The 24,129-nt window shown below is 70.9% G+C and carries 27 protein-coding genes; 20 read left to right on the forward strand and 7 right to left on the reverse strand.

What is annotated here, in order from left to right; translation table 11 throughout:
- The first annotated feature begins 13 nt into the window (after positions 1-13).
- Both D5S19_RS31810 and D5S19_RS23475 read left to right on the forward strand, forming a co-directional pair.
- Entirely contained in the window at positions 14-196 is a 183-nt protein-coding gene (locus D5S19_RS31810; protein WP_147397498.1) for a hypothetical protein, read from the forward strand.
- A 485-nt stretch (positions 197-681) separates the two neighbouring features.
- Positions 682-1,224 carry a GNAT family N-acetyltransferase gene (locus tag D5S19_RS23475; RefSeq protein ID WP_120025561.1) on the forward strand — a complete coding sequence of 181 codons (543 nt, stop codon included), beginning with the start codon at positions 682-684 and terminating at the stop codon, positions 1,222-1,224.
- Between the two features lies 1 nt (position 1,225).
- Here D5S19_RS23475 and D5S19_RS23480 read toward each other — a convergent pair whose 3' ends face one another.
- Positions 1,226-2,368, reverse strand: a complete 1,143-nt coding sequence (locus tag D5S19_RS23480) for a hypothetical protein (RefSeq protein ID WP_120025562.1) — start codon at positions 2,366-2,368, stop codon at positions 1,226-1,228.
- On the reverse strand, positions 2,350-3,417 hold the full coding sequence (locus D5S19_RS23485) for a helix-turn-helix domain-containing protein (protein WP_120025563.1): 1,068 nt from the start codon (positions 3,415-3,417) through the stop codon (positions 2,350-2,352). The genes D5S19_RS23480 and D5S19_RS23485 overlap by 19 nt, the downstream gene beginning before the upstream one ends.
- Before the next feature lie 251 nt (positions 3,418-3,668).
- Between D5S19_RS23485 and D5S19_RS23490 the strand changes: the two genes are divergently transcribed.
- From D5S19_RS23490 to D5S19_RS23505, 4 genes are all read left to right on the forward strand, one after another.
- On the forward strand, positions 3,669-4,307 hold the full coding sequence (locus tag D5S19_RS23490; RefSeq protein WP_120025564.1) for a nucleotidyl cyclase domain-containing protein: 639 nt from the start codon (positions 3,669-3,671) through the stop codon (positions 4,305-4,307).
- 19 nt (positions 4,308-4,326) lie between these two features.
- On the forward strand, positions 4,327-4,989 hold the full coding sequence (locus D5S19_RS23495; protein ID WP_098509388.1) for a Crp/Fnr family transcriptional regulator: 663 nt from the start codon (positions 4,327-4,329) through the stop codon (positions 4,987-4,989).
- 82 nt (positions 4,990-5,071) lie between these two features.
- Entirely contained in the window at positions 5,072-5,419 is a 348-nt protein-coding gene (locus D5S19_RS23500) for a hypothetical protein (protein WP_233574112.1), read from the forward strand.
- Entirely contained in the window at positions 5,416-5,625 is a 210-nt protein-coding gene (locus D5S19_RS23505) for a hypothetical protein (protein ID WP_120025565.1), read from the forward strand. The genes D5S19_RS23500 and D5S19_RS23505 overlap by 4 nt, the downstream gene beginning before the upstream one ends.
- A gap of 115 nt (positions 5,626-5,740) precedes the next feature.
- Here D5S19_RS23505 and D5S19_RS23510 read toward each other — a convergent pair whose 3' ends face one another.
- Entirely contained in the window at positions 5,741-6,196 is a 456-nt protein-coding gene (locus D5S19_RS23510) for a GatB/YqeY domain-containing protein (RefSeq protein WP_120025566.1), read from the reverse strand.
- A 158-nt stretch (positions 6,197-6,354) separates the two neighbouring features.
- Between D5S19_RS23510 and fmt the strand changes: the two genes are divergently transcribed.
- Genes fmt through D5S19_RS23525 form a run of 3 tightly spaced genes read left to right on the forward strand, consistent with a single transcriptional unit; the run spans position 6,355 to position 9,205 of the window.
- Positions 6,355-7,281: a methionyl-tRNA formyltransferase gene (fmt, locus tag D5S19_RS23515; protein ID WP_120025567.1), complete on the forward strand. Its 927-nt coding sequence runs from the start codon at positions 6,355-6,357 to the stop codon at positions 7,279-7,281.
- The gene (locus D5S19_RS23520) at positions 7,278-8,702 is read left to right on the forward strand and encodes an RsmB/NOP family class I SAM-dependent RNA methyltransferase (RefSeq protein ID WP_120025568.1); all 1,425 of its coding nucleotides are present in this window, start codon (positions 7,278-7,280) and stop codon (positions 8,700-8,702) included. The genes fmt and D5S19_RS23520 overlap by 4 nt, the downstream gene beginning before the upstream one ends.
- A complete protein-coding gene (locus tag D5S19_RS23525; RefSeq protein WP_120025569.1) occupies positions 8,699-9,205 on the forward strand; it encodes a flavoprotein in 507 nt (168 codons plus the stop codon). The genes D5S19_RS23520 and D5S19_RS23525 overlap by 4 nt, the downstream gene beginning before the upstream one ends.
- A gap of 16 nt (positions 9,206-9,221) precedes the next feature.
- Here the strand turns inward: D5S19_RS23525 and phoA are convergent, their stop codons facing one another.
- The gene (gene phoA / locus D5S19_RS23530; protein WP_120025570.1) at positions 9,222-10,607 is read right to left on the reverse strand and encodes an alkaline phosphatase; all 1,386 of its coding nucleotides are present in this window, start codon (positions 10,605-10,607) and stop codon (positions 9,222-9,224) included.
- 165 nt (positions 10,608-10,772) lie between these two features.
- On the opposite strand from phoA, the gene rpe reads away from it, so the two are divergent.
- The 5 genes from rpe (at position 10,773) to D5S19_RS23555 (ending at position 14,461) form a co-directional block, all read left to right on the forward strand.
- Positions 10,773-11,456 carry a ribulose-phosphate 3-epimerase gene (gene rpe, locus D5S19_RS23535; RefSeq protein ID WP_120025571.1) on the forward strand — a complete coding sequence of 228 codons (684 nt, stop codon included), beginning with the start codon at positions 10,773-10,775 and terminating at the stop codon, positions 11,454-11,456.
- Positions 11,457-11,528: 72 nt separating this feature from the next.
- On the forward strand, positions 11,529-12,134 hold the full coding sequence (locus D5S19_RS23540; RefSeq protein WP_120025572.1) for a riboflavin synthase: 606 nt from the start codon (positions 11,529-11,531) through the stop codon (positions 12,132-12,134).
- Between the two features lie 31 nt (positions 12,135-12,165).
- Positions 12,166-13,500: a bifunctional 3,4-dihydroxy-2-butanone-4-phosphate synthase/GTP cyclohydrolase II gene (locus tag D5S19_RS23545; protein ID WP_120025573.1), complete on the forward strand. Its 1,335-nt coding sequence runs from the start codon at positions 12,166-12,168 to the stop codon at positions 13,498-13,500.
- The gene (gene ribH, locus D5S19_RS23550) at positions 13,497-14,003 is read left to right on the forward strand and encodes a 6,7-dimethyl-8-ribityllumazine synthase (protein ID WP_120025574.1); all 507 of its coding nucleotides are present in this window, start codon (positions 13,497-13,499) and stop codon (positions 14,001-14,003) included. Before D5S19_RS23545 ends, ribH begins: the two co-directional genes overlap by 4 nt.
- A gap of 23 nt (positions 14,004-14,026) precedes the next feature.
- On the forward strand, positions 14,027-14,461 hold the full coding sequence (locus tag D5S19_RS23555) for a PH domain-containing protein (RefSeq protein ID WP_120025646.1): 435 nt from the start codon (positions 14,027-14,029) through the stop codon (positions 14,459-14,461).
- A gap of 12 nt (positions 14,462-14,473) precedes the next feature.
- On the opposite strand, the gene D5S19_RS23560 is transcribed toward D5S19_RS23555, so the two are convergent.
- Both D5S19_RS23560 and D5S19_RS23565 read right to left on the reverse strand, forming a co-directional pair.
- Positions 14,474-15,253: an exodeoxyribonuclease III gene (locus D5S19_RS23560; RefSeq protein ID WP_120025647.1), complete on the reverse strand. Its 780-nt coding sequence runs from the start codon at positions 15,251-15,253 to the stop codon at positions 14,474-14,476.
- A 64-nt stretch (positions 15,254-15,317) separates the two neighbouring features.
- Entirely contained in the window at positions 15,318-16,034 is a 717-nt protein-coding gene (locus tag D5S19_RS23565; protein ID WP_120025575.1) for a S1 family peptidase, read from the reverse strand.
- 252 nt (positions 16,035-16,286) lie between these two features.
- Here D5S19_RS23565 and uvrC point away from each other — a divergent pair, with 252 nt between their 5' ends.
- Genes uvrC through whiA form a run of 4 tightly spaced genes read left to right on the forward strand, consistent with a single transcriptional unit; the run spans position 16,287 to position 21,164 of the window.
- Positions 16,287-18,275, forward strand: a complete 1,989-nt coding sequence (uvrC, locus tag D5S19_RS23570; RefSeq protein ID WP_120025576.1) for an excinuclease ABC subunit UvrC — start codon at positions 16,287-16,289, stop codon at positions 18,273-18,275.
- Between the two features lie 50 nt (positions 18,276-18,325).
- Positions 18,326-19,183: an RNase adapter RapZ gene (gene rapZ, locus D5S19_RS23575; RefSeq protein WP_120025577.1), complete on the forward strand. Its 858-nt coding sequence runs from the start codon at positions 18,326-18,328 to the stop codon at positions 19,181-19,183.
- A gap of 1 nt (position 19,184) precedes the next feature.
- Positions 19,185-20,138, forward strand: a complete 954-nt coding sequence (locus D5S19_RS23580; RefSeq protein ID WP_120025648.1) for a gluconeogenesis factor YvcK family protein — start codon at positions 19,185-19,187, stop codon at positions 20,136-20,138.
- Positions 20,139-20,174: 36 nt separating this feature from the next.
- Positions 20,175-21,164: a DNA-binding protein WhiA gene (gene whiA, locus D5S19_RS23585; RefSeq protein ID WP_120025578.1), complete on the forward strand. Its 990-nt coding sequence runs from the start codon at positions 20,175-20,177 to the stop codon at positions 21,162-21,164.
- 167 nt (positions 21,165-21,331) lie between these two features.
- Here whiA and D5S19_RS23590 read toward each other — a convergent pair whose 3' ends face one another.
- Positions 21,332-21,769, reverse strand: coding sequence for a PPOX class F420-dependent oxidoreductase (locus D5S19_RS23590; RefSeq protein ID WP_120025579.1), 438 nt, complete (start codon positions 21,767-21,769; stop codon positions 21,332-21,334).
- 77 nt (positions 21,770-21,846) lie between these two features.
- On the opposite strand from D5S19_RS23590, the gene D5S19_RS23595 reads away from it, so the two are divergent.
- Positions 21,847-23,310, forward strand: a complete 1,464-nt coding sequence (locus D5S19_RS23595) for a hypothetical protein (RefSeq protein WP_098509401.1) — start codon at positions 21,847-21,849, stop codon at positions 23,308-23,310.
- The gene (locus tag D5S19_RS23600) at positions 23,310-24,113 is read left to right on the forward strand and encodes a hypothetical protein (RefSeq protein ID WP_120025580.1); all 804 of its coding nucleotides are present in this window, start codon (positions 23,310-23,312) and stop codon (positions 24,111-24,113) included. Before D5S19_RS23595 ends, D5S19_RS23600 begins: the two co-directional genes overlap by 1 nt.
- Positions 24,114-24,129: the final 16 nt, after the last annotated feature.

Genomic DNA, 24,129 nt, shown 5'->3' on the forward strand with positions numbered 1-24,129 from the left:
TGTTCTCCGGTGAGTGCGTGTTTCGGTGGCGGCTGGGGAAGTCGGTTTGTGGCTGGATTGCTGGATGATTGGCCGTTGTCCGGCACCGGTGTTCGGCGCGGGGGATGAGAGCGGCACAGTTGTCCGGGGGCGTGCGCTGATCCGGGTCGTGTTCGGAACGCTGTCGATCCGGATTTGGCTGGATCTGCTGGGTTGATCTGACGTCGCGGAATCCTCCGGCGAGTGCGTGTTCCGGTGGCGGCTGGGGGAATCGGTTTGTGGCTGGGTTGCTGGATAATTGGCCGTTGTCCGGCATCGGTGTTCGGTCCGGAGGTGCGGGCGGCACTGTTGTCCGGGGGCGTGCGCTGATCCGGATCGCGCTCGGAAGGCTGTCGATCCGGATTTGGCTGGACCCGCTGGATGTGAACCGGCTTCAGGGAGTCCCTCGAATCCGGCCGGGGGCATGACCCGATTTCCTGCCGCGGCACCGGCGCGTCCCAGCGAAGATGCCCCGGCGATCGAACGGCGGCGGACCGCTCTCGGCGCGCACCCTCGGGCGACCGCGCGATCCCGGGTGACGAGTGTCCGAAGTAGCCACCCCGCGGGGGGTTTGCGTGACAAGAGCTGGAAAAGAGTCACCCGGACGGGTCAGGCCCGTCCCCCGGTAGGGGGCCGTCGACGCGGGTCCTACGCTGATGTCCGATGCCGAAGACCGATCTGCGTGCCCGCGGGAGCCGACCCGGCAAGCGGGCGTCCGCCACTGCGATTCGCCCCACCGGGTGGGCGGATGTTCCGGCGCTGGCCGTCGTCCTCGGCGTAGCGGAGGAGTACTTCACCGGCCGGGTCGCGCGGCAGGAGGAGGGGCTGGGGATCCTGCTCACGGCGTGGTCGGCGGATCTGCCGGTCGGGAATCTGTACGTCTGGCTGGAAGCCGCCGAAGAGGCGCCGATCCGGATGTTCCTGCCGGGCGTCCCGCTGCTGATGCACGCGGAAGTCCTTCCCACGCACCGTAATCGCGGGATCGGGCGGGCGCTCATCCAGGCCGCCGAGGACCGGCTGGCGGGCCTCGGGCACGCGCGCTGCGCGCTGGCCGTGCGCACGGACAACGGCGAAGCTGCGCGGCTCTACCACCGGCTCGGCTACCGGGACTGGGGACACGGCACAGTCGACTGCCGCGCGGAGAACCTCCTCCCGGACGGGAGCGTCGAGATCGAGACCTGCCACGTGATGGTCAAGCCGCTCTGACTCAGCTTCGCCGCACCAGCCGGTCGATGCCCAGGGTGTGGAACGCTTCGTCGGCGTCGCGGCCCGCGTGCCGCTCGCGCAGCTCGGCGACATGGGCCTGCCACGTGGCCCGATCCGTGTGCCACGCCTGCAGGAAACCGGTGCACAACACGGCCGTGACCTTCTCCTCGTTGCGGCGCAGTGCGCTACGCAGCGATTCGATCATGCCGGGCCGTTTGGCGAGGTCGAGCCGCGCTGCCGCATGTACCTGCCGCAGCGCGGTACGGATGAATTCCCGGCGGCTCTCCAGGAATCCCGCCCAGTACTCGTCTGTCGCGTCCGCCGGGCGCAGGCCCCGGTCGAGCAGGCCGTACAGCCCTTCGGCGAGCGTGTCGCCCAGCTCCTCGGACTCGGCCCGGCCGGGCTCGTACGGGTCGTACACCGACTGGTGCGCGCTGCCGATCAGCGCGGTCGGCCGGAGCCCGGCGTCGTCGAGCAGGAAGAACCAGTCCTCGTTGTAGACATCCGGGAAGAACGAGCTGAAACAGCGGCGCCCCACGACCAGCGCCCCGCCGCCGACGAAGGTGTCCTGCTGCCCGCCGGACTCGCGGTAGGCGTGGTAGACGACGGAGTTGTCCGGCATACCGGCATTCGCGAGGCCGACGGCGGCGTAGCGGTCCAGCAGGCCGGCCGCCTCGCGCAGGTCGGCGGGCCGCGGCAGGCGGATGTCGTCGTCGAGGAACGCCACCCTCGCCCAGCCGGACAGGTCGGCGACGAGCAGGCCCAGGTTGCGCTTGAAGCTCGTGTCGGGATGGTGGAGCAGGTCCTGCGCGGCGAGCAGCCGGGTGGTGGCGAACTCCGGCACCACGCCCGCCGGTACGTGCCCGGTGTCGATCGCGAATGCCCGTACCCCGGCCTCCGTCGCGGCCCGGACGGCCTTCGCCGCGTCGCTGTTGTGACTGCACAGCAGGAGCAGGGTCGCGTCGGTCTCCCGCGCGGCGGCGCAGGCGTGTACGAGGTCCGAGCGGCCGTTGGGTACGACTATGGCGTCCAGATCGGCTTGGGGGACGGTTCCGGCTTCGACTTCGGCCAGCAGGCGTCGGCGGGTGCCGCGGCGCTCCCACGGGCTGCCGGCCGTGGTCACGGTCAGTTCGTCTCCGGCCATTCGTGCAGTCGGTGGGCCGCCAGCGTCCAGTCGGGGGTGAGCCCCTGGTTGTTGAAGATCGGCACCCGGCTGAGGATGCTGAAGGACGGTACCCCCGCGAATCGCCGGTCCAGGTGCTCCTGGTTGCGGTCGCGGAAACGCGGATCGGTCAGCGCTCGCACGGCGCCCAGCGTACCCCGGCCGTACATGCCATTGCACACTGTCACAGTGCGTTTGCGGTTGAGCGGGTTCGGCCCGCGGTAGAACAGCGCGATGTCCTCGACCACGGCGCCATCCGGGGACACCTGTGTGTTGAAGTGCTCGATCGCGCCGTCCGGCCGGGTCACCACGAAGCCGCCGAAGCCGTCGTCGTCCCCGTCGCCGCGGCCGACCTGGCGTACCGGCGCGTCGATCAGCGCGAGCAGTTCCTTGGTCTGCGGGTTCCAGTCCACTCCGCCGAGCAGCACGAGGTGTGCGGTGTACTCCTTGGGACGCAGGGGAACCCGCTGGTTCGCGGTGCGGAACGAGACGTTGTTGGTGGGGTTGCAGGCGCGGATGTGGCCGTACAGCTCGATCAGCGCGTCGGGATCGGCGTAGCTGAACAGCTGGGCGTAGTCGGGGCTGGACGGATCGGCGTACTCGATCCGCCGGTTCTCGGGCAGCTGCGACACCACGAGTACGACGTCCTCTTTCGCCGGGAACCGCCAGAGGTTGCCCGGGGCGAACTCCGCGCCGGGGGCGCCGGGCTCGTCAGTACTCCCGCGCAGCCCGGCCAGCTCCGTACGCAGCTGCTCGCGGCGGCGGCGTTCCTCCTCGGTCAGCTCCGCGACGGGCAGTAGCCGGTCCTCGGGTCCCTCGATCGACCGCCGGGTGGCGAAGAAGGTGGCGTACGCGTCGAGCCGGAAGGTGGGCGGGCTGACCGGGGTGGCGGTGTTCTCCCACGACGACAGCAGCCCGTTGCTCACCCCGAACACGTCGGCGAGCCGACGCTGCGTGATCACGACGCCCGGCCAGCTCTCCTTCCGCAGCGCGCGGAGGCGGCCGGCGAGGGCGGGACTCGGCTGGGACACTGTTCAGGCCCTTCAGTGAAGTTCACTAAACTGTGAGTGACAGTGATTGTACAGGGTCTTTCAGGCTCGGCCGGGGTGTGTGCCGCGTGCCGACAGGGTGATTTCAGGAGTTGTTTAGTTCAGGTGGCCCAGGGGAAGTCTTAGGCGGGACTTAAGCCGGTGGCTCTGTTCAGCGTGGACCGGAGCCTTTATAGTTCGTCTTGTGAAAGTCTACTAGATTTCAGTATCCACCTGAACAGAGGGGGTGGGCCGTGGACACCGCAGTGCTGCACGTACCGCTGCACCGGGCGATCCTGGTGGTTGACATCGAGGGCTCGACCACCCGGACCAACCCGGCCCGGGCACAGCTGCGCGCGATCCTGTTCGACCTGCTCGACGAGGCATTCCGGGCGGGCGGGATCACCGAGGGGTTCCGGGACCCCTTCGTCGACCGCGGCGACGGGGCGCTCTGCCTGGTCCGGCCGGTCGACGAGGCACCGAAGACGGTGCTGCTCGCGGGGGTGGTGCCCGCGCTGGCCGAGCTGCTGGCGCGGCACAACGCGGACCAGCCGGAGGTGGCCTTCCGGCTCCGGGTGGCGATGCACGCCGGCGAGGTCCACTACGACGGGCACGGGCCGTACGGCGAGGATGTCGACCTCGCCTGCCGGCTGCTCGACGCGCCCGAGCTGCGCAAGCGATTGCGCAACACCGCGGGGCCGCTCGCGCTGGCCGTCTCGGAGGCCATCCACTGGTCGGTCGTGCGGCACGGTTACGCCGGGATCGACCGCACCGCGTTCACGCACGCCTTCCACGTGCGGGTGGGCGGCAAGCGGATGCGGGGCTGGCTGCGGACCGCGGAAGGGACCGGGGCCACCGGGCCGGGCCGGCGCCGGGCGGGGCTGACCGCCTGACGAGCCCGGAAGGGGACCCGTGGAGACGACCGGATTCTGGCCTGCGCTCGGCGCTGCCGAGCAGGGCAAGGTGGCCGAGCTGGCGATCCGTCGCGCGTACCGCCGGGGAGACGTGGTCTGCCGGGAGGGCGACCGGTCCGCGATCGTGCTGCTGTTGCTGTCCGGGCATGTCCGGATCAGCAACACGACCTCCGACGGCCGCGAGGTTCTGATCGCCGTACGCGGTGCGGGGGACGTGGTCGGGGAACTCGGGGCGATCGACGGCGGGCCGCGTTCGGCGACCGTGGCCGCGCTGGACGAGCTGGATGCGCTCGTCGTGCCGGCTGCGCGATTCGCCGCGCTGTGCCGCCGTGAACCGGCGATCTCCTGGGCGTTGCTGCTGGTTCTGGCCGACCGGATGCGGGACATCGGGCGGCAGCGGCTCGACGTCGGCGGTGGCACGATCACCCGGCGCGTCGCCGCGCAGCTGATGCAGCTGGCCGTTCAGCACGGGGTACGCCGGGGTGAGGATCTCGTCGTCGCGATCCCCGGTACGCAGGCGGAACTCGCTGCCACGGCGGCGGTTTCGCGTGAATCCTGGGCGCGGGTGACCCGGGAGCTGCGTGGCCGCGGGGTGCTCAGCACGGCGCGTGGCCGGATCGTGATCCACCGGCTCGCCGAATTGGGCAGACTCGCCCGCTGAGTTTCGGTGAACGTGTCTGCTGACACAGATTTCATTGCCGCACAGGGGAATCCTGAGAGTACACACTCTGAGGGAGGCAGCCATGGACCCGTTTCTTCCCGCCCCGCAGCCGATTCGCTGGCGACGCGGGGTCTACGCGGCGGCGCTGGTGATCCTGTGCACGGTCGCGGACCTGTGGGCGCTGCTCGTGCTGGTGCGGCTCGCCCCACCGGACGGCCTTGTCGGGCAAGCGATTCTGGTGCTCGGCGTCGGCTCGGTGATCTCGCTCGGGCTCGGCTGGCGCTGGGCCTTGCGGCTCGGTTCGGAACGCAGGCGCGCACTGGAGATCCGCCGCGAGGTCGAGGCCTGGCGCGTGGCTGACCGTGAGTACGCGGCCGATCGTGAGTACCCCGCCGTTGAGCGCGTGTTCGCCCAGCGGGGCCGTCGATGAGCACCCTGGCCGCCGCCGGCACCGGCTCGTCGGCGGGCATCCTCGTGCTGGTCATCGTGGCGTTCGTCGTGCTGATCCGGATCGCCTTGCGGCTGGTCGGATTCGTCACGAAGCTGGCCGCGGCGACGGCCTCGCTCGCCGTCGTCGCGATGGCGGTCGGGGGACTCGGCGGGCTCGCCACCCTGACCGTGGCCGCACTGCGGTAACCGCGGCGAAAGGTAAGCAGCGCAACGATTTCCGGAGTACCCGGGAACCCGGTCCCGCACGCGGCGGGAACCGGGTCTTTTCGTTTCGGGTCGTTTCCGTGCCGTTCCGGGGGCCTCAGCCGGCCAGCTGTCTGCGCACCTCGGCCGCCACACGCGCGCCTTCCGCACGGCCCGCGACCTTCGGCTGCACCGCCTTCATCACCGCACCCATCCCGGCCATGCCGGACGCCCCGGTCTCCGTCACCGCGGCCGTCACGAGCGACTGCAGCTCTTCGTCGCTCAGCTGCGCCGGCAGGTACGCGGTCAGGACCTCCGCTTCGGCGCGCTCGTGTTCGGCCGACTCCGCGCGACCGGCCTTCTCGAACGCTTCGGCGGCTTCGCGGCGCTTCTTCACTTCGCGAGTGATGATCTTCACCACGTCGTCGTCGGACAGCGTACGGGCAGTCTTGCCGGCGGTCTCCTCGTAGCCGATCGCGGCGAGGGTCAGGCGGAGCGTCGCCGAACGCAGCTGGTCACGGGCCTTGATCGCGGTCGTCAGGTCGGCGTGCAGGGTCTCCTTGAGCGTGGTCATGCCCCGATCCTGGCACCCGCTCGTCCCGGCCGCGCCGCGCCTGGCCGGTCCCGCGGCCGACCGCCACCCTCACCCGCGCGGTCCGCGCCGTGCTCCCTAGACTCATGCCCGATGTCCGACCAGCATGAATTCCCCCTTTTCCCGCCGGAGGTGCGGTGATGCGGCTTGTCTTCGCCGGCACCCCCGATCCCGCGGTGCCCGCCCTGCGCGCTCTGCTCGACTCGTCCCGGCACGAGGTCGTCGCGGTCGTCACGCGCCCGGACGCCCAGGCCGGGCGTGGCCGCAAGGTGCTGCGCTCGCCCGTCGGCGCGCTCGCCGACGAGCACGGTATCGAAGTGCTCACCCCGGCCAAGGCGGGTGACCCGGCCTTTCTCGCGCGGCTGCGCGAGCTGGCCCCGGACGTGTGCCCGGTGGTGGCCTACGGGGCGCTGCTGCCCCAGTCCGCGCTCGACATTCCCGCGCACGGCTGGGTGAACCTGCACTTCTCGCTGCTGCCCGCGTGGCGCGGTGCGGCGCCGGTGCAGTCCGCGATCCGCGCGGGTGACGAGATCACCGGCGCGTCCACCTTCCGGATCGTGAAGGAACTCGACGCCGGTCCCGTGTTCGGCGTCGTCACCGAGGCGATCGGCCCGGCGGACACGGCGGGCGCGCTGCTGGAGCGGCTCTCGCACTCCGGTGCGGACCTGCTGCGGTCCACCGTGGACGGGATCGAGGACGGGACGCTGCAGGCGGTCGCCCAGCCCGGCGAAGGCGTCAGCTACGCGCCGAAGGTGTCCGTGGAGGACGCGCGGGTATCCTTCGCCGATCCGGCGGCTGCGGTCGACCGGCAGATCCGGGCGGTGACGCCGGATCCCGGCGCGTGGGCGGAATTCCGCGGCGAACGGGTCAAACTGGGACCGGTCACCGTGCTCGACGAGCCCGGCCCGCCGCCCGGTGAGCTGGTCGTGGAGCGCAAGCGCGTCCTGGCCGGCACGGCGACGAAACCGGTGCGGCTGGGCGAAGTCCAGGCGGCGGGCAAGAAACGGATGGCGGCCACCGACTGGGCGCGCGGAACGCGGATCGAAGAAGGAGAGCGCCTGCGGTGAACGAACGTGGACAGCGGAGGCCGGACCGGCCGCAGCGGAGCCGTCCGGCGCCGCGCAAATCGGGACCGCGTCGTCCGCCGGAGATCGACCCGGCCCGGCAGGTCGCGTTCGACGTACTGCGCGCAGTACGGGAGAAGGACGCGTACGCCAACCTGGTGCTGCCGCAGCTGCTGCGCGAACGCCGTTTGAACGGCCGTGACGCGGCGTTGGCGACGGAGCTGACGTACGGCGCTTCGCGGGCGCAGGGGCTGCTCGACGCGGTGATCGCGGCCTGCGCCGACCGTCGGATCGAGAAGACCGACCCGGTGGTGCTCGACGCGCTGCGGCTGGGCGTGTACCAGCTGCTGCGTACCCGGATCCCGGAGCATGCCGCCGTGGGGTCCACTGTGGACCTCGTACGGGCGGAAGCCGGTTCGTGGGCAACGGGATTCACCAACGCGATCCTGCGCACCGTGTCCGAAAAGGACGAGGCGCAGTGGCTCGACGAGCTGGCGCCGGACGAGTCCACCGACCCGATCGGCGCGTACGCGCTGCGCACCGCGCACCCCCGCTGGGTCGCGCGTTCGTTCGCGGAAGCGCTGGGGGACAAGGGCGCGGAGCTGAAGGCCGCGCTCGAAGCCGACGACGAACGGCCCGAGGTACACCTGGTCGCCCGGCCCGGCGAGATCAGCGCCGACGAGCTGGCCGCGATCACCGGGGGCGACCTGGCGCCGTACTCGCCGTACGGCGTGCGGCTGCCCGCGGGCGCGGGCGACCCGGCAGACGCCGAGCCGATCCGGGAACGGCTGGCCGCGGTCCAGGACGAAGGCAGCCAACTGTGCGCTATCGCGGCCACGAAGGCACCCCTTGAAGGTTCCGATGAGCGGTGGCTCGACCTGTGCGCGGGCCCTGGTGGCAAGGCCGCGCTGATGGGTGCGCTCGCGAAGATCAGCGGCGCGCACGTCGACGCCTTGGAGAAGGCACCGCACCGCGCGCGGCTGGTCGAGAACGCCACCGTGGGCCTGCCGGTCACCGTCCACATCGGCGACGGCCGGGAGTCCGAACTCGAACCCGGTTACGACCGGATTCTCGTCGATGCTCCGTGCAGCGGCCTCGGCGCGCTGCGGCGTCGTCCCGAAGCGCGCTGGCGACGCAAGCCATCGGACGTCGCGGACCTGACGAAGCTGCAGGGCGAACTGCTCGTGGCCGCACTGGATCTGCTCCGGCCGGGCGGCGTCGTCACGTACGTCGTGTGCTCGCCGCACCTGGCCGAGACAGAGGGCGTGGTGGGGGAGACGGCCCGCCGCACGAAGTCCGAGGTGCTCGACGCGCGGGCGTTCTTCCCCGACGTGCCACAGCTCGGCGAAGGGCCGTACGTGCAGCTGTGGCCGCATCGGCACGGTACGGACGCGATGTTCTGCGCAGTCCTGCGCAAGCCGTGACGGATCTGGGGCTGGTCGCCAGCTCGTGCGGTGGGCTCGATACCCGCTTCACCGCCGAGCTGGCCCGTCCCGCGTCCGCGCGCGGCTGGCGGCTGGCGATCACCCTCACGCCCACCGCCGGGCGCTGGCTGGAGACCACGGGCGGTCTCGAAGACCTCGCCGCGACCACGGATCTGCCGGTCCGCATGGTGGGCCGGCTGCCCGGTGAGCCGCGTCCGCATCCGGACCCGCGGGTGTTCCTGTTCGCGCCCGCGTCCGCGAATTCGATCGCGAAACTCGCGCTCGGCATCGCCGACAACCAGGCGCTGACGCTGCTCGGCGACGTGCTGGGCGCGCCGGGGATCACGATCGCCGTGGCCTACCAGGTCCAGGACACCCGCGTGCGTCATCCGGCCTGGCAACGGCATCTGGACACGCTGGCCGCGGCCGGTGTGCGGCTGCTGCGGCTCGATCCGCGCCGTTCGTGGTCGGTGGCGCTGGACCTGCTGCCCGCACCGGAGTGAGGGCAGCAGGACGGCTTCAGCGCAGCCGCAGCGCGCGCTTCACGGTGCCGAAGAGGTCGGTCTGGTCGGTCAGCCCGACCACGTTGGCCGCCTGCGGGCCGTAGGCCGCGATGCGGACCTGGGTGCCGGTGTGCTCCATCGAGGAACCGGGCATCGCGGTGCCGTAGCTGAGGGTCATGTTCGCGCCCTCGTTGGTGACCAGCGTCGCGGTCTGGCCCGGGGTCGCCGTGCCGTTCGGGATGATCTGGCTGGTGTGGCCGTGATCAGCGGTCACCACGACGAGCGTGTCCTTGTGGCTGCGCGCGTACGCGAGGCCCGCTGCGACGGCCGCGTCGAAGTCGATGGTCTCACCGATCTGGCCGCACGGGTCGGCCGCGTGGTCCTGCTTGTCGATGCTGGCGCCCTCGACCTGGAGCAGGAAGCCCTTGCTGCTCTGGCGGTCCTCCAGCAGTTCCAGCGCCTTGCGAGTCTGGTCGGCCAGCTTCGGCTGCTTCGCCGGCAGCGCCGGGTTCGGCGTACAGCGCGTGGGCGCGGTGCCGCCCTGCTTCGCCACCGGGCCGGTCCAGTTCACCGGCAGGTTGCCCTGGGCGAACAGGCCGAGCAGCGGCTTGCCTGCGCGCGCGTTCGCGAGCCCGTCCGAGTCCGTCACGACGTCGTAGCCGGCGGCCTTCGCCTGGTCCAGGACCGGCTTGCCGCGGAACGGCCCGGCCTTCGCCTGCTGCGCGAAGTACTTCGCGCCACCGCCGAGCAGCACGTCCGGGCGGGTCTGTACGAGCTGTTCCGAGATGGAGCCGGCGCCGCCGTTCTCCTTCGCGTTCACGGCGCACTTCGCGCTGGTCTCGTCCGGCCCCTTGCAGTCGCGGCTCACGACGTGCGCGCCCTGCACCGCCGGGGTCGCGTCCTGTACCTCGGAGGTCGTCACGTCACCAGTGCGCAGGCCGGCCTGCTTCGCCTGCTCCAGCAGCGTCGGCACCGGGTTGCCATATGCGTCCACGGAGATCGCGCCGTTGTAGGTCTTGGTACCGGTCGCCCAGCCGGTGCCCGAAGCGGCGGAGTCGGTCACGTAGTCCGGCTTCGCCGGGTTGCCCTTCTCGACCGCGTACGTGGTGTAGTCGCCGGTCAGCGGCAGCTGATCCATGTCCAGCCGGCCGGCCGCGCCGCGCTCGTAGTTGCGCGCTGCGGTGATCTCCGACTGGCCCATGCCGTCGCCGATGAAGAGGATCACGTTACGCGCGGGGCCGCCTTCGATCGCCTGGCGCACTTCCTGGGTGCGGTCGCCCGCAGCGGCCCCTATGTCGGCCGTGTCCGGGGTTGCCAGTGCTACCGGAGCGGCGACGACCAGCGCGGCGCCCAGGACGCCCGCGGTCACCCACTTGCGGCGGCCGGTGAAGACCGTTCTCATGGCTCTCCTCAGTGCTCTTCGTCCGGAAGGTCCGGTGGGCACTCATTAGTTCCGGCGCATCTGTTGTGCGTGGATCCTCCGGATGAGCAGCAAGAGACCGAAAAGCGAACTTCTGCCCGCTCGGCCGGTGAACTGCCGTTAGCCGGGCACTCCTACACTCGGGCCGTGGCCCAACCCCTCATCGCACCCAGCATCCTGTCCGCGGACTTCGCCCGGCTCGGCGAGGAGATCGCGGCCGTGGCCACCCCCGGCCCGACCCGGGCCGACTGGGTGCACGTGGACGTGATGGACGCGCACTTCGTGCCCAACCTGACGCTCGGCCTGCCGGTGGTGCGGTCCCTGCTGAAGTCCACCGACGTGCCGGTCGACTGTCATCTGATGATCGACGACCCGGATCGCTGGGCGATCGGCTACGCCGAAGCCGGCGCGTACAACGTGACTGTGCACGTCGAAGCCGCGAAGGACCCGGTGAAGCTGGCGAAGGACCTGCGCGCCGCGGGCGCGAAGGCGGGCCTGTCGATCAAGCCGGGTACGCCGCTCGAAGCGCACCTGGACACCCTCAAGCACTACGACACGCTGCTGGTGATGTCGGTCGAACCAGGCTTCGGCGGGCAGTCGTTCATCGCCGACGTACTGGAGAAGGTGCGCACCGCGCGCCGTCTCGTGGACACGGGGCACCTCAAGCTGATCGTCGAGATCGACGGCGGGATCAACGCCGACACCATCGAGCAGGCCGCCGAAGCCGGCGTCGACTGCTTCGTGGCCGGCTCCGCCGTGTACGGCGCGGACGACCCGGGCCGCGCTGTCGCCGCCCTGCGCGAGCAGGCCGCGCGACACCGCGTGGGCTGAGCGCGACCCCAGGGCCGGGCGGGTGTTGGATGGAGGGACCACCGGGACGGTGGGCCGGTGAGGGAGGCAGCAGTGTTCACGGGAATTGTCGAAGAGGTCGGCGAGGTCACCGCGGTCGAGCCGCTGGACGGCGCGGCCCGGCTGACCGTACGCGGCCCGCTGGTCACCTCGGACGCCGCGCACGGCGACTCGATCGCGGTCAGCGGGGTGTGCCTGACCGTCGTCACGGCCTCCGGCGGCAAGTTCACCGTGGATGTGGTGAACGAGACACTGCGTCGTTCCAGCCTCTCGAAGGTGGCCGTGGGCGACACGGTCAACCTCGAACGCGCGACGCCGGCCGGCGGACGGCTCGGCGGGCACATCATGCAGGGACACGTGGACGGCACCGGCGTGTTCCTCTCCCGGGACGAGCAGGGCGTGACCACGTTCGAGCTGCCCGCGGCCCTTTCCCGGTACGTCGTGGAGAAGGGCTCGATCGCCGTGGACGGGGTGTCGCTCACCGTGGCGAGTGTGTCCGCGGACCGGTTCTCGGTGGCGCTCATCCCGACCACGCTGGAGGTCACCACGCTCGGCCGCCGCGAGAGCGGGGACCCGGTGAACCTGGAGGTCGACGTCGTCGCCAAATACGTGGAGAAGCTCACTACCCCATACGTGGGCCCGAGCGCGCACAATGAGTGACGTCGACCCCCGAAGCAGGTGAGGAGCACCCGTGAGCGAGACGAAGGCAGCGGCCGAACCGAAGGCGGGCTGGAACCCGTGCGGGGCGGCAGGGGGGGTCGACGTGGACACCATCGAAGCGGCGATCGCGGACATCGCGGCCGGGCGCCCGGTCGTCGTCGTCGATGACGAGGACCGCGAGAACGAGGGCGATCTGATCTTCGCCGCCGAGATGGCGACGCCGGAGATGCTGGCGTTCATGGTCCGCTACACCTCGGGGTACGTGTGCGTCGCGCTCACCGAGCAGGAGGCGGACCGGCTCGACCTGCCGCCGATGTACCACACGAACCAGGACCAGCGGGGGACCGCGTACAGCGTCACGGTCGACGCCGCGGACGGCATCACCACGGGCATCTCGGCCGCGGACCGCGCGCGCACCACGCGCCTGCTCGCCGATCCCGAGGCGACCGCGAAGGACTTCCGCCGCCCCGGGCACGTGGTACCGCTGCGCGCGAAGGAGGGCGGCGTGCTGCGCCGCCCCGGGCACACCGAGGCTTCCGTGGACCTCGCCCGGCTGGCCGGGCTGCACCCGGCCGGGGTGCTCTGCGAGATCGTGTCGCAGAAGGACGAGGGCGACATGGCCCGCCGCGACGAGCTGGAGGTGTTCGCGGCCGACCACGACCTCAAGATGATCACGATCGCCGATCTGATCGCCTACCGGCGGCGCACCGAGAAGCAGGTGGAGCGGGTCGCGGAGGCGCGGATCCCGCTGGCGGCGGGCACGTTCCGCGCGGTCGGCTACGACAGCCTGCTCGACGGTATCGAGCACGTCGCGTTCGTGTACGGCGAAGTCGGCGACGGCGAGGACATCCTCGTACGCGTGCACTCGGAATGCCTGACCGGCGACGTGTTCGGCTCGCTTCGCTGCGACTGCGGCCCGCAGTTGGAGGCGGCGCTGCAGGCAGTGGCGGAGGAGGGGCGCGGTGTCGTGCTGTACATCCGCGGGCACGAGGGCCGTGGCATCGGCCTGCTGCACAAGCTGCAGGCGTACCAGCTTCAGGACGACGGCGCGGACACCGTGGACGCGAACCTCGCCCTCGGCGTGCCCGCGGACGCGCGCGACTACGGCACCGGCGCGCAGATCCTCTGCGATCTGGGCGTGCGTTCGATGCGGCTGCTGACGAACAACCCGGCGAAGCGGGTCGGCCTGGAGGGCTACGGGCTGCGGGTCAGCGGACGCGTGCCGCTGCCGATCTCGCCCAACCCGGAGAACCTGCGGTACCTGCGCACCAAGCGGGACCGGATGGGGCACGACCTCGCACAGCTGGAGCACTACGACCAGGTCGGCGCGACGAGGCCGGGAGCCGAAGAGGGGAACGAGCGATGAGCGGCGAGGGGCGGCCGGAGACCGCGCTCGACCTGAGCGACTGCAAGGCGTTGCGGCTGGCCGTGGTGACCACCCGCTGGCACGCGAAGATCGCCGACGCGTTGCTGGAGCGTGCGCTCGCCGCGGCGAAGGAAGCGCAGCTGGAAGAAGAGCCCACGGTGGTCCGCGTCGCGGGCGCGGTGGAGCTGCCCGTCACGGCGCAGGCGCTGGCCCGCAACCACGACGCGGTCGTCGCCCTGGGCGTGGTGATCCGCGGGGGCACGCCCCACTTCGAGTACGTTTGCGACGCGGTGACGGCCGGGCTCACGCGGGTTGCGCTCGACGAAGGCACTCCGGTCGGCAACGGTGTGCTCACCTGCGACACCGAACAGCAGGCGCTGGACCGCTCGGGTCTGCCCGGCTCGGTGGAGGACAAGGGATACGAGGCGACCGTGGCCGCCCTCGACACCGCGCACGTGCTGCGCGGGCTGAGGCAGCCGTGGACCGAGCGAGGATTCGTGTGAGCACAACGGTGACCGAAACCGAGATGAGCACCCTGGTGGTCCGCCCGCGTCGTGCGCTGATCATGTGCAGCACTCTGGCGTTCCTGTTGCTCACCGCGTTCGTCGTGGTGGCCGTGCTGCTGCGCAGTTCGCACACCGGCGTGGTGTTCGAGGCGTCCGATCAGGTGGCGATGATCGGCATCGGCGTACTGCTGTCGTTCGGCACCATGCTCTTCGCGATGGCTCGCGTTCGCGCGGACGCCACGGGCATCGAGGTACGCAACGTACTGGCGAAGCGGCGCTTCGCGTGGGACGAGGTGCTGTCGGTCAGTTTCCCCGACGGCGCCTCGTGGGCGCGCCTGGAGCTGCCCGAGGACGAGTACTTCTCGGTGATGGCCATCCAGGCGGTGGACCGTGAACGTGCGGTGCTCGCGGTGCGCGCGTTGCGCCGTCTGCACCGCGCGGCGACAGGTTCCTGACGCGTCGGTCGCTCAGAACGACAGGTCCACGACGATCGGTGCGTGATCGGAAGGGCCCTTCCCCTTGCGGGCTTCCCGATCCACGTACGCGTCGCGTACGGCGCCGGTGAAAATGCTATTCGCGTACACCAGATCGATGCGCATTCCCCGGTTGTTGGGGAAGTTCCCCGCGCGGTAGTCCCAGTAGGTGAACGGGTGGTCGTACTTGAGCGGCCGAGGGAAGACGTCCGACAGCCCCGCTTCGCGTAACGCGGCCAGCGCCGCGCGTTCCGGCTCGGTCACGTGCGTCGAGCCGGCGAACGCTTCGATGTCCCACACGTCGGCGTCATCCGGTGCGACGTTGAAATCGCCCAGTACGGCGAACGGCCGTTCCGTCGACAGCTCAGTACCGACGAGACCGTGCAACGCCGACAGCCACTCCAGCTTGTAGGCGTAGTGCGGATTTTCCGGCTCACGACCGTTCGGCACGTACACCGACCACACCCGTACGCCGCCACACGTCGCGCCCACCGCGCGGGCTTGGGACTCACCGTCGAACTGCGGTTCGCCGGGTAACCCGCGTACGACGTCTTCGAGCCCCACCTTCGACACGATCGCCACGCCGTTCCACCGACCGAGCCCGTACGCGGCAACCTCGTACCCCAGCGCGCGCACCGGTTCGACAGGAAACGCTTCGGTGGTGTTTTTCAGCTCCTGCAGACACAGCACGTCTGGCGCGGTGTGCTCCAGCCAGTCGAGCACCCGGGGCAGCCGGGGCACGATCGAGTTCACATTCCACGTTGCGACGCGCATGCGGCCGAGCATCCCACACGCTGTGCTCCACTGGAGCTGGCGCGGGGACGCCCGGCCGCGGTGATCACACGCCCGCGGTGCTCTTGATCCACGAGCGGCTGTTCGCGACGCTCGCGTAGTTGTTGGTGCCGTGGGTGTTCGTGCCGCTCTGGTTCTGCACAGTCGACGCCACGCCGACCTGTACGCCACCAGACAGCTCGGGACCGCCCGAGTCACCCTTCCATGCCGCGCCGTCCACGCCACGGCTCTGAATCGCGCGGCCGCCGTACGCGTCCGTCGACCGGCCGCTGACCTTGACGTTCGCGACCTTCAGCTCGGACGCTGGCGGGCCGGTCGGGGTGGTGCGGCCCCAGCCGTAGAGCTGGTCGGTGCTGCCGTTGGCCGGGTCGGCGTCGCCGAGCTTGATCGGTGTCGCGTCCGTCGGCTGCGCGAGGTGCAGCAACGCGATGTCGCCGCTGGGCGCGGACTCCTTGCGGTCCACGGCGATCTTCGTGCCGCCCAAGAGCGCGTTCGAGCCGACGCGCACGAACATGCCGCTGCCGTCCTCGTCGAGGCAGTGCAGAGCCGTCAGCACCCAGTCCGCGGCGACGACCGTGCCCGAGCAGTTGAAGCCCTGGAAGTCGCGGTCGGGAGTGTTGACGTAGACCTGTGCGCCCCAGCTGACCGAAGGCGCGGTGCTGCCACCGATGATGTTGGTCTGCGCGACGCTCGCGGTGCCGCCGGCCAGCGTGCAGGCCACGGCGGCCGCGGTGACCGCGCCGAAAACCCGGATCTTTCTCAAAGCGGGATCCTTTCCCAGGGGGGACCGAATGGGAGGAATGCCGAATCTGCGTTCGGCTGAACGGACGGTAGGCAGCGCCTCACCCGGCCGGGAACCGACGAACGTCGCTTTTGCCCGCGATATCCGACTTCCGTCGGGTCGCGCAGTCCGTGAAGGGACCCTTCACGGACGCTGAGGCTGTGAAGGGTCCCTTCACAGCCTTGGGTGGGAGGCGGGCGGCAAACTGTCGGGGCCGGAACATAGGGTGGTGAGGTGGCTGATCCGACCACCTACCGACCGAAACCGGGGAGCATCCCGGACGCTCCCGGCGTGTACAAGTTCCGTGACGCCGGGAAGCGGGTCGTCTACGTCGGCAAGGCGAAGAGCCTGCGCAGCCGGTTGAACTCGTACTTCGCCGACCTGTCCGGGCTGCACCCGCGTACCCGGCAGATGGTCACCACCGCGGCGAGCGTCGAGTGGACCGTGGTCACCACCGAAGTCGAAGCGCTCCAGCTCGAGTACAACTGGATCAAGGAGTTCGACCCGCGGTTCAACGTCCGCTACCGCGACGACAAGAGCTACCCGGTGCTCGCGGTGACCCTCGGCGAGGAGTTCCCGCGGCTGCACGTCTACCGCGGCGCGCGCAAGAAGGGCGTGCGCTACTTCGGCCCGTACTCGCATGCCTGGGCCATCCGCGAGACGCTCGACCTGCTGCTGCGGGTGTTCCCGGCGCGCACCTGCTCGGCCGGGGTGTTCCGCAGGCACGGCCAGATCGGCCGGCCCTGCCTGCTCGGCTACATCGAGAAGTGCTCGGCGCCGTGCGTGGGCCGGGTGTCCGCGGCCGAGCACCGCGCGATCGTCGAGGACTTCTGCGACTTCCTCGCCGGCCGTACCGAGGCGATGATGAAGCGGCTGGAGCGCGAGATGGCCGAGGCGTCCCAGGATCTGGAGTTCGAGCGCGCCGCGCGGCTGCGGGACGATCTGGGCGCGCTGCGCCGGGCGATGGAGAAGCAGGCCGTGGTGTTCGGCGACGGTACGGACGCCGATGTGGTCGCCTTCGCGCACGACGACCTGGAGGCCGCCGTACAGGTCTTCCACGTCCGCGGCGGCCGCGTACGCGGGCAGCGCGGGTGGGTGATCGACAAGGCCGAGGAGATGGACGTGCCGGCGCTGGTCGACCACTTCCTCACCCAGTTCTACGGCGAGGAGTCCGACCGCGCGGGCCGGGACGAGCCGGACGCCGGTCCGGTGGTGCCGCGCGAGGTGCTGGTGCCGGAGCTGCCCGCGGACGCCGAGGCCGTCGCCGAATGGCTGAGTGGCCTGCGCGGATCGCGGGTCCGGCTGCGGGTGGCGCAGCGTGGGGACAAGAAGGCGCTCGCGGAGACCGTGCAGCGCAACGCCGCGGAGGCGTTCACCCAGCACAAGCTGCGCCGCGCGGGCGATCTCACCGCGCGTTCGGCGGCGTTGCAGGAGCTGCAGGACTTCCTCGCGCTGGACAGCGCGCCGCTGCGCATCGAGTGCATCGACATCAGCCACATCCAGGGCAGCGACGTGGTGGCCTCGCTGGTGGTGTTCGAGGACGGCCTGCCGCGCAAGTCCGAGTACCGCAAGTTCGCGCTGCGCGAGGCCGCGGCCGAGGGTGACGTCGCGTCCATCGCCGAGGTCGTGCGGCGGCGTTTTCACCGCTACCTCAAGGAAACCGCGGCGGAGCCGGAGTCCGGAGACGAGGCGGGCGAGGCGGCCGAGCCGGTGCGCGCCGGGATCGATCCGGAGACCGGGCGGCCGCGCAAGTTCGCCTACCCGCCCAACCTGCTCGTGGTGGACGGCGCGGGTCCGCAGGCCACCGCGGCCGCGGACGTGCTGGCGGAGCTGGGCATCACCGACATCGCCGTGGCCGGGCTGGCCAAGCGGCTGGAAGAGGTGTGGCTGCCGGGTGATCCTGACCCGGTGATCCTGCCGCGCACCTCCGACGCGCTGTACCTGTTGCAGCGGCTGCGCGACGAGGCGCACCGGTTCGCCATCCGCTACCACCGCGAGAAGCGCGCGAAGCGCATGCAGACGTCCGAATTGGACAGTGTGCCCGGACTGGGGCAGGCTCGGCGCACCGCGCTGATCAAGCATTTCGGCTCGGTGAAGAAGGTCAAGCAGGCCCGGGTGGAGGAGATCGAGGCGGTGCCCGGCTTCGGCAGGCGCACCGCGGAAGCCGTCGTGGCGGCCCTGACCGGGGAGTCCGGGGCCGCCGCGGGGGAGCAGGGGCCGTGAATGGGGAAGGAACCATCGTGAGTGCGCAAGAGGGCAACCGGAATTCCGGGATGGAGGTCGCCGTCGTCTCCGGCCTGTCCGGGGCGGGGCGGTCGACCGCGGCGAAGTGCCTGGAGGATCTGGGCTGGTTCGTCGTGGACAACCTGCCGCCGGAGCTGATCGCCACCATGGTCGAGCTGGGCGCGCAAGCGCGCGGCGCGATCACCAAGGTGGCCGTGGTGATGGACGTGCGGTCGCGGGCCTTCACCGACGATCTCGCCTCGGTGATCAAGGATCTGGACGCGCGCGGCTACAAGCCGCGGGTGCTGTTCCTGGAGGCCACGGACGCGGTGCTGGTGCGCCGGTTCGAGGCGGTCCGGCGCAGCCACCCGATGCAGGGTGACGGGCGGCTCGCGGACGGCATCACCGCGGAGCGCCGGCTGCTCTCCCCGCTGCGCGAGGAGGCGGACCTGGTGCTCGACACGTCCGCGCTGTCGGTGCACGACCTGCGGGCGAAGATCGAGGACGCGTTCGGCTCCGAGGCGAGCACGCAGACCCGCGTCACGGTATTGTCCTTCGGCTACAAGTACGGCCTGCCGATGGACTCCGACCTGGTGATGGACGTGCGGTTCCTGCCCAATCCGTTCTGGATCCCGGAGCTGCGCGAGCACACCGGGCTGGACACCGAGGTGCGCAACTACGTGCTCACCCAGGAGGGCGCCGAGGAGTTCCTGGACCGCTACCACCAGCTGCTGCGGCTGATCGGCGCCGGCTACAAGCGCGAGGGCAAGCGGTACCTGACGCTGGCGGTCGGGTGCACCGGCGGGAAGCACCGCAGCGTGGCGATCTCCGAGGAGCTCGCCCAGCGACTGTCCAAGGAGGACGGAATGGCCGTGAAGGTGGTGCACCGCGACCTTGGCCGTGAGTGAGGTGCGCGCGGTGGCACTCGGCGGAGGCCACGGGCTGCACGCGACGCTGACCGCGCTGCGCCGGGTGACCCGCGAGGTCACCGCGGTGGTCACGGTCGCCGACGACGGGGGTTCGTCCGGGCGGCTGCGCCGCGAACTGGGCCTGGTACCGCCGGGTGACCTGCGGCAGGCGTTCGCCGCGTTCGCCGCCGAGGACGGCGGGCGGCTGTGGGCGGAGGTGTTCCAGCACCGCTTCGGCGGGGACGGCGCGCTCGCCGGGCACGCGGTGGGCAATCTGCTGCTGGCCGGGCTGTTCGAGGTGCTCGGCGATCCGGTGGCCGCGCTCGACGAGGCGGCCCGGCTGATCGGCATCTCCGGCCGGGTGCTGCCGATGTCGCCGGAACCGCTGGAGATCGAGGCCGAGGTGACCGGTCTGGACAGCCGGGATCCGGCGGCGGTCCGGCGGATCCGCGGCCAGGTCGCGGTGGCCAGCACCCCGGGCCAGGTGCGGCGGATCAGCCTGCACCCGCCCGCCGGCGCGGACCGTCCGCCGGCCGGCTGCCCGCAGGCGATCGACGCGGTGCTCGGCGCGGACGTGGTGTTCCTCGGCCCCGGGTCGTGGTTCACCAGCGTGCTGCCGCATCTGCTGGTGCCGGATCTGCACGACGCGCTCGTGCGCACCTCGGCGGCGAAGGTCGTGGTGCTCAATCTGATCCCCCAGCCGGGGGAAACCGCCGGCTTCTCCGCGGAGCGGCATCTCGACGTACTCTTCGAGCACGCGCCCGCGCTGCGGGTGGACGCGGTGATCGCGGACCGCGATTCGGTGCCCGACCCGGCCGGACTGCATCGCGCGGCCGGGCGGCTGGGGGCGCGGGCACTGCTGGGGGCGGTGGCCGACCCGATCGTGGCGGGACGGCATGATCCAGATGCGCTCGCCGGGTGCGTGCGGCAGGCGATCGGGGAGCATCGTGGCTGACGGCGGGCGCGCAGCGGAAGGCAGGAGGGGCAGCAGATGGCGATGACCGCCGCGGTGAAGGACGAACTGAGCCGGCTGGAGATCACGAAGATGGGGCCACGCCGGGCGGAGGTCGCTTCGATGCTGCGCTTCGCCGGTGGGCTGCACATCGTGGCCGGCCGGGTGGTGGTGGAGGCGGAGCTGGACACCGGGTCGGTGGCCCGGCGGCTGCGCAAGGAGATCCACGAGCTGTACGGGCACCATTCGGACGTGCACGTGATCACCGCGAGCGGCGGGCTGCGCAAGGGGACGCGGTACGTCGTGCGTGTGGTGAAGGACGGCGAGGGGCTGGCCCGGCAGACGGGCCTGATCGACCAGCGTGGCCGCCCGGTGCGCGGGCTGCCCGCGGCGGTGGTGTCCGGCGGGGTGGCCGACGCGGAGGCGGCCTGGCGGGGCGCGTTCCTCGCGCACGGCTCGCTCACCGAGCCGGGCCGGTCCTCCTCGCTGGAGGTGACCTGTCCGGGCCCGGAGGCGGCGCTGGCGCTGGTCGGCGCGGCCCGGCGGATGGGCATCCAGGCGAAGTCCCGGGAGGTCCGCGGCGCGGACCGGGTGGTGGTCCGCGACGGCGACGCGATCGGCGCCCTGCTGACCCGCCTCGGCGCGCACACGAGCGTGCTGCAGTGGGAGGAACGGCGGATGCGCCGCGAGGTCCGCGCCACCGCCAACCGCCTGGCCAACTTCGACGACGCCAACCTCCGCCGCTCCGCGCGGGCCGCGGTGGCCGCCGCCGCCCGGGTCGAACGGGCGCTGGAGATCCTCGGCGACACCGCCCCGGATCACCTGCTGGCCGCGGGGCGGCTCCGGCTGTCCAACCGCCAGGCGTCCCTGGAGGAACTGGGCCAGCTGTCCGATCCGCAGATGACGAAGGACGCGGTCGCCGGCCGGATCCGCCGCCTGCTCGCGATGGCGGACAAGCGGGCGAAGGAGCTGAACATCCCGGACACGGAATCCGCGGTGACCCCGGAGATGCTCGACGAAGAGGGCTGATCCGGGCGTGGTGGCCGGAACTCAGGGCCGGTCCGGTAGTGGATGACTGCGCCGTGGTCGCCGACGACGAGATCGGGTGACCCCCAGTGGCCTGGTCGCTCGGTGGCGAGCCGATCACCCCGCTTTCCGCGGTCAGCCGCCCCTCCGTGGGCGGCTGACCCGGCGCCCTACCCGGCGATGCCCGTCCGGGCGATCACCTTCGTGATCTTCGCCCGGACGAGGGATTCCTCCGGCACCGCGTTGCGCTTGCCGAAGGCCTCCGCGTTCTCCTCGCCCATGTAGCGTGCGCCGAGCCGGGTCGCCCAAGTCAGGACATCGTCGAGATTGTGGTGCAGCTGCGCCTCGGCGGTGAACTGCACGTAGGAGTACGGAGGCCGCTGGTCGTCGACGGCGAGGCACAGGCGCGGGTCACGGCGCAGTACCTTGCCCTTGAGGGTGTCCGTGCCGGTGGTGAAGATCAGCTCGTCGCCGTCGGGCGTCTCGTTGAGCAGGAACCAGATCGGGGTGACGATCGGCGCGCCGTTCGCGCGTACCAGGCCCAGCATGCCGGTCCGGGTACCGCTGCTCGCGAACGCCCACCACTGCTCGCGGCTCATTTCACGCATGTGGTCGACCTTAGAGGCTCACCCGAGCGTGCGCGCAGCGTGGCCGACTAGCCTGGCCTGCTGTGCGAGAAGACGAGATGACCGCCGCGGGCCTGGCCGACGAGGGGCTGACCCGCCGGTTGAAGGCGCTCGCCTGCACCGCGCCGCTGCACGACCTGGACACGCGCAAGCCCAAGCTCGACTGGGCGGACGCGACGATCTACCAGATGGCCGAGATCGCGCTGCACACGATCGACCAGGTCACCATCGCGATGGACTTCGACACCGGCGCCGGGCACGACGAGGTGATCGATCGGCTGCTGCCGTTCATCGCTGTGCAGGCTCCCTCGCGGATGCCCGAGGAGCACGTACGGGTGGCCAAGTGGGTGCTGGACAACCTGATCAACGTGGGCACCACCGACCGCGGCTTCCGGCGGGTCTACGGGTCGCTGGGTCCCGGCGGCTACCAGCGCCGGCAGTTCGACTTCAAGCTGCTGGTCGAGCTGGCCGCCCCGGACGGCGAGGTGTATCTGCGGGCCACCGACGAGGCGATCAACGTGCTCGTCGGCGCCCTGGACACGGATGTCGAGTCGGCGCAGATCGCGGCCGAGGTGAAGCTGGAGAACCTGATCAACCGTGGCCGTCTGGCGGACGCGAAGCTGGCGGCCGAGCAGGCGCGCTACCGCACCGTGCAGTACGGGGAGACGTTGCGTGCCAAGCTCGATGCCACCCGTCGCGACGTACGCGCGGTCGATTGGGAGCGTGAGGTGCCGGACCTGATCGAGTCGGCGCTCGGCCACATCGAGTCCCGGTTCCGTGCGGAGAACGCCATCCTGAAGAACATCACCACCGCCCGCGACGAGTCCGAGGATCCGGATCACAAGCGCCGCGCGGCCGAGCTGGTCGACATCGTCGCGGACTGCATCCGCCGGCACACCCGTCTGCAGTCGCGGCTCGCCGACGCCGGGGCGGTGTTCCGCGCCGAACAGGACCGTCAGCAGTTTTCCGGGCCACCACAACGCGCGACGCTCGACTTGTTCGGCCAACTGCTGATGCCCACGTTGGATCTGCCACTCGCCGATGCGGTCGCGCCTGCGGAGCACTTCTTCCATGCCGTCGCCGGGATCGTCCCGCCTGTGGTGCCGTCGCTGTCGTCGCTGGTCTCGTTGTTGCTGCGGCCGGCGCCGGAGCGGGATCAGCTGATCGGTGAGGTTCCCGAGCCGGAGCTGGTGCCCGCGGAGGTGAACGACCGCTTCGGTGACGACGTGTGGCGGCAGGCCGACGAGCTGCTGGACCTGCCGGACGTGCCGCGCCGCCTGTCCGGTCTGCTGGAGGACGCACGGCGCAGCGGGCAACCCGGGTTGCCGTCTCTGGTCGCGCTGCGTGCGTTGCACGCCTACAGTCCCGAGGTCGGTGCCGCGCGCCGGCAGGGGGAGCGCCACGTGCTGCTCGCGGTCGACGACGGCGCTGTGCTGGACGATCCGGACTTCGGTGGCGCCGATCTGCTGCTGTACACCGCTCAAGTCGACCGTGCGGACGACGAAACCGAGGAGGTCGCCTGATGGCCGTGATGCACACGAGCGTCGACGCCGAAGCCGCCGCGCGACTCGTTGCGTTCGGCATGCGTCCGAAGCAGCTGCCTGCCCGCGACGTCGTGTACGGCGAGCTGGTGCGCCGTTATGGCGAGGACAACGCGTTCAAAGCGCTGACGCACGCTGTGGCGGCCGGGCTGGGGCTCATGGTGCTCGAAGTGACGCATCAGGCCGGGTGTGTGCTGGCGGCCACCGACGAGTCCGTCTTCGAGATCAAGATGGACAGCTATGCGCGGCAGTCGAAGATCCGTGAACGGCGTGAGACCGAGAAGGTGCTGCACGGCCTGATTCATCTGGCCGCCGCGGCGCTCGGGTATCCACGTCCGGACGACTTGGCCAATGACACCTACATCGGCCGGGTCAGCGTGGAGCAGGTCGACGCGATGGTGCGCGAAGCCGCGCGCGTGCTCGACGAGCGTGCGCACGATGCCGAAGCGAACAACGACCCTTTGGCGGACGCGCCAGAGCTGGAGCAGGCATGGCGTGCGTACGCCCGTCGCCCGGCCGCTGCGGCCACAAAGGACGGCCGGATGGCCGCGGACACCACCCGTGGCATGGTGGCGCGCGCATTGCGCTTCCTTGCCGATCAAGGGTTCCTGGTACAGGTGAGTGACGAGCAGGGCGGCACTTACCGCACCACACCGCGGTATCAGGTCCAGGTGCGCGAGCTGGCCGCCGACGCGGCGTTCGACGATCTGCTCGCGCTCGACGTCGTGACGGTCGCGGGCGCCGGGGGCACATTGCGCGCGACCGCTTCGGACATATTGCAGTAAGAGGGGGACTGAAGAG

The sequence above is a fragment of the Amycolatopsis panacis genome (genome assembly GCF_003600245.1).
Taxonomy (GTDB): Bacteria; Actinomycetota; Actinomycetes; order Mycobacteriales; family Pseudonocardiaceae; genus Amycolatopsis; species Amycolatopsis sulphurea.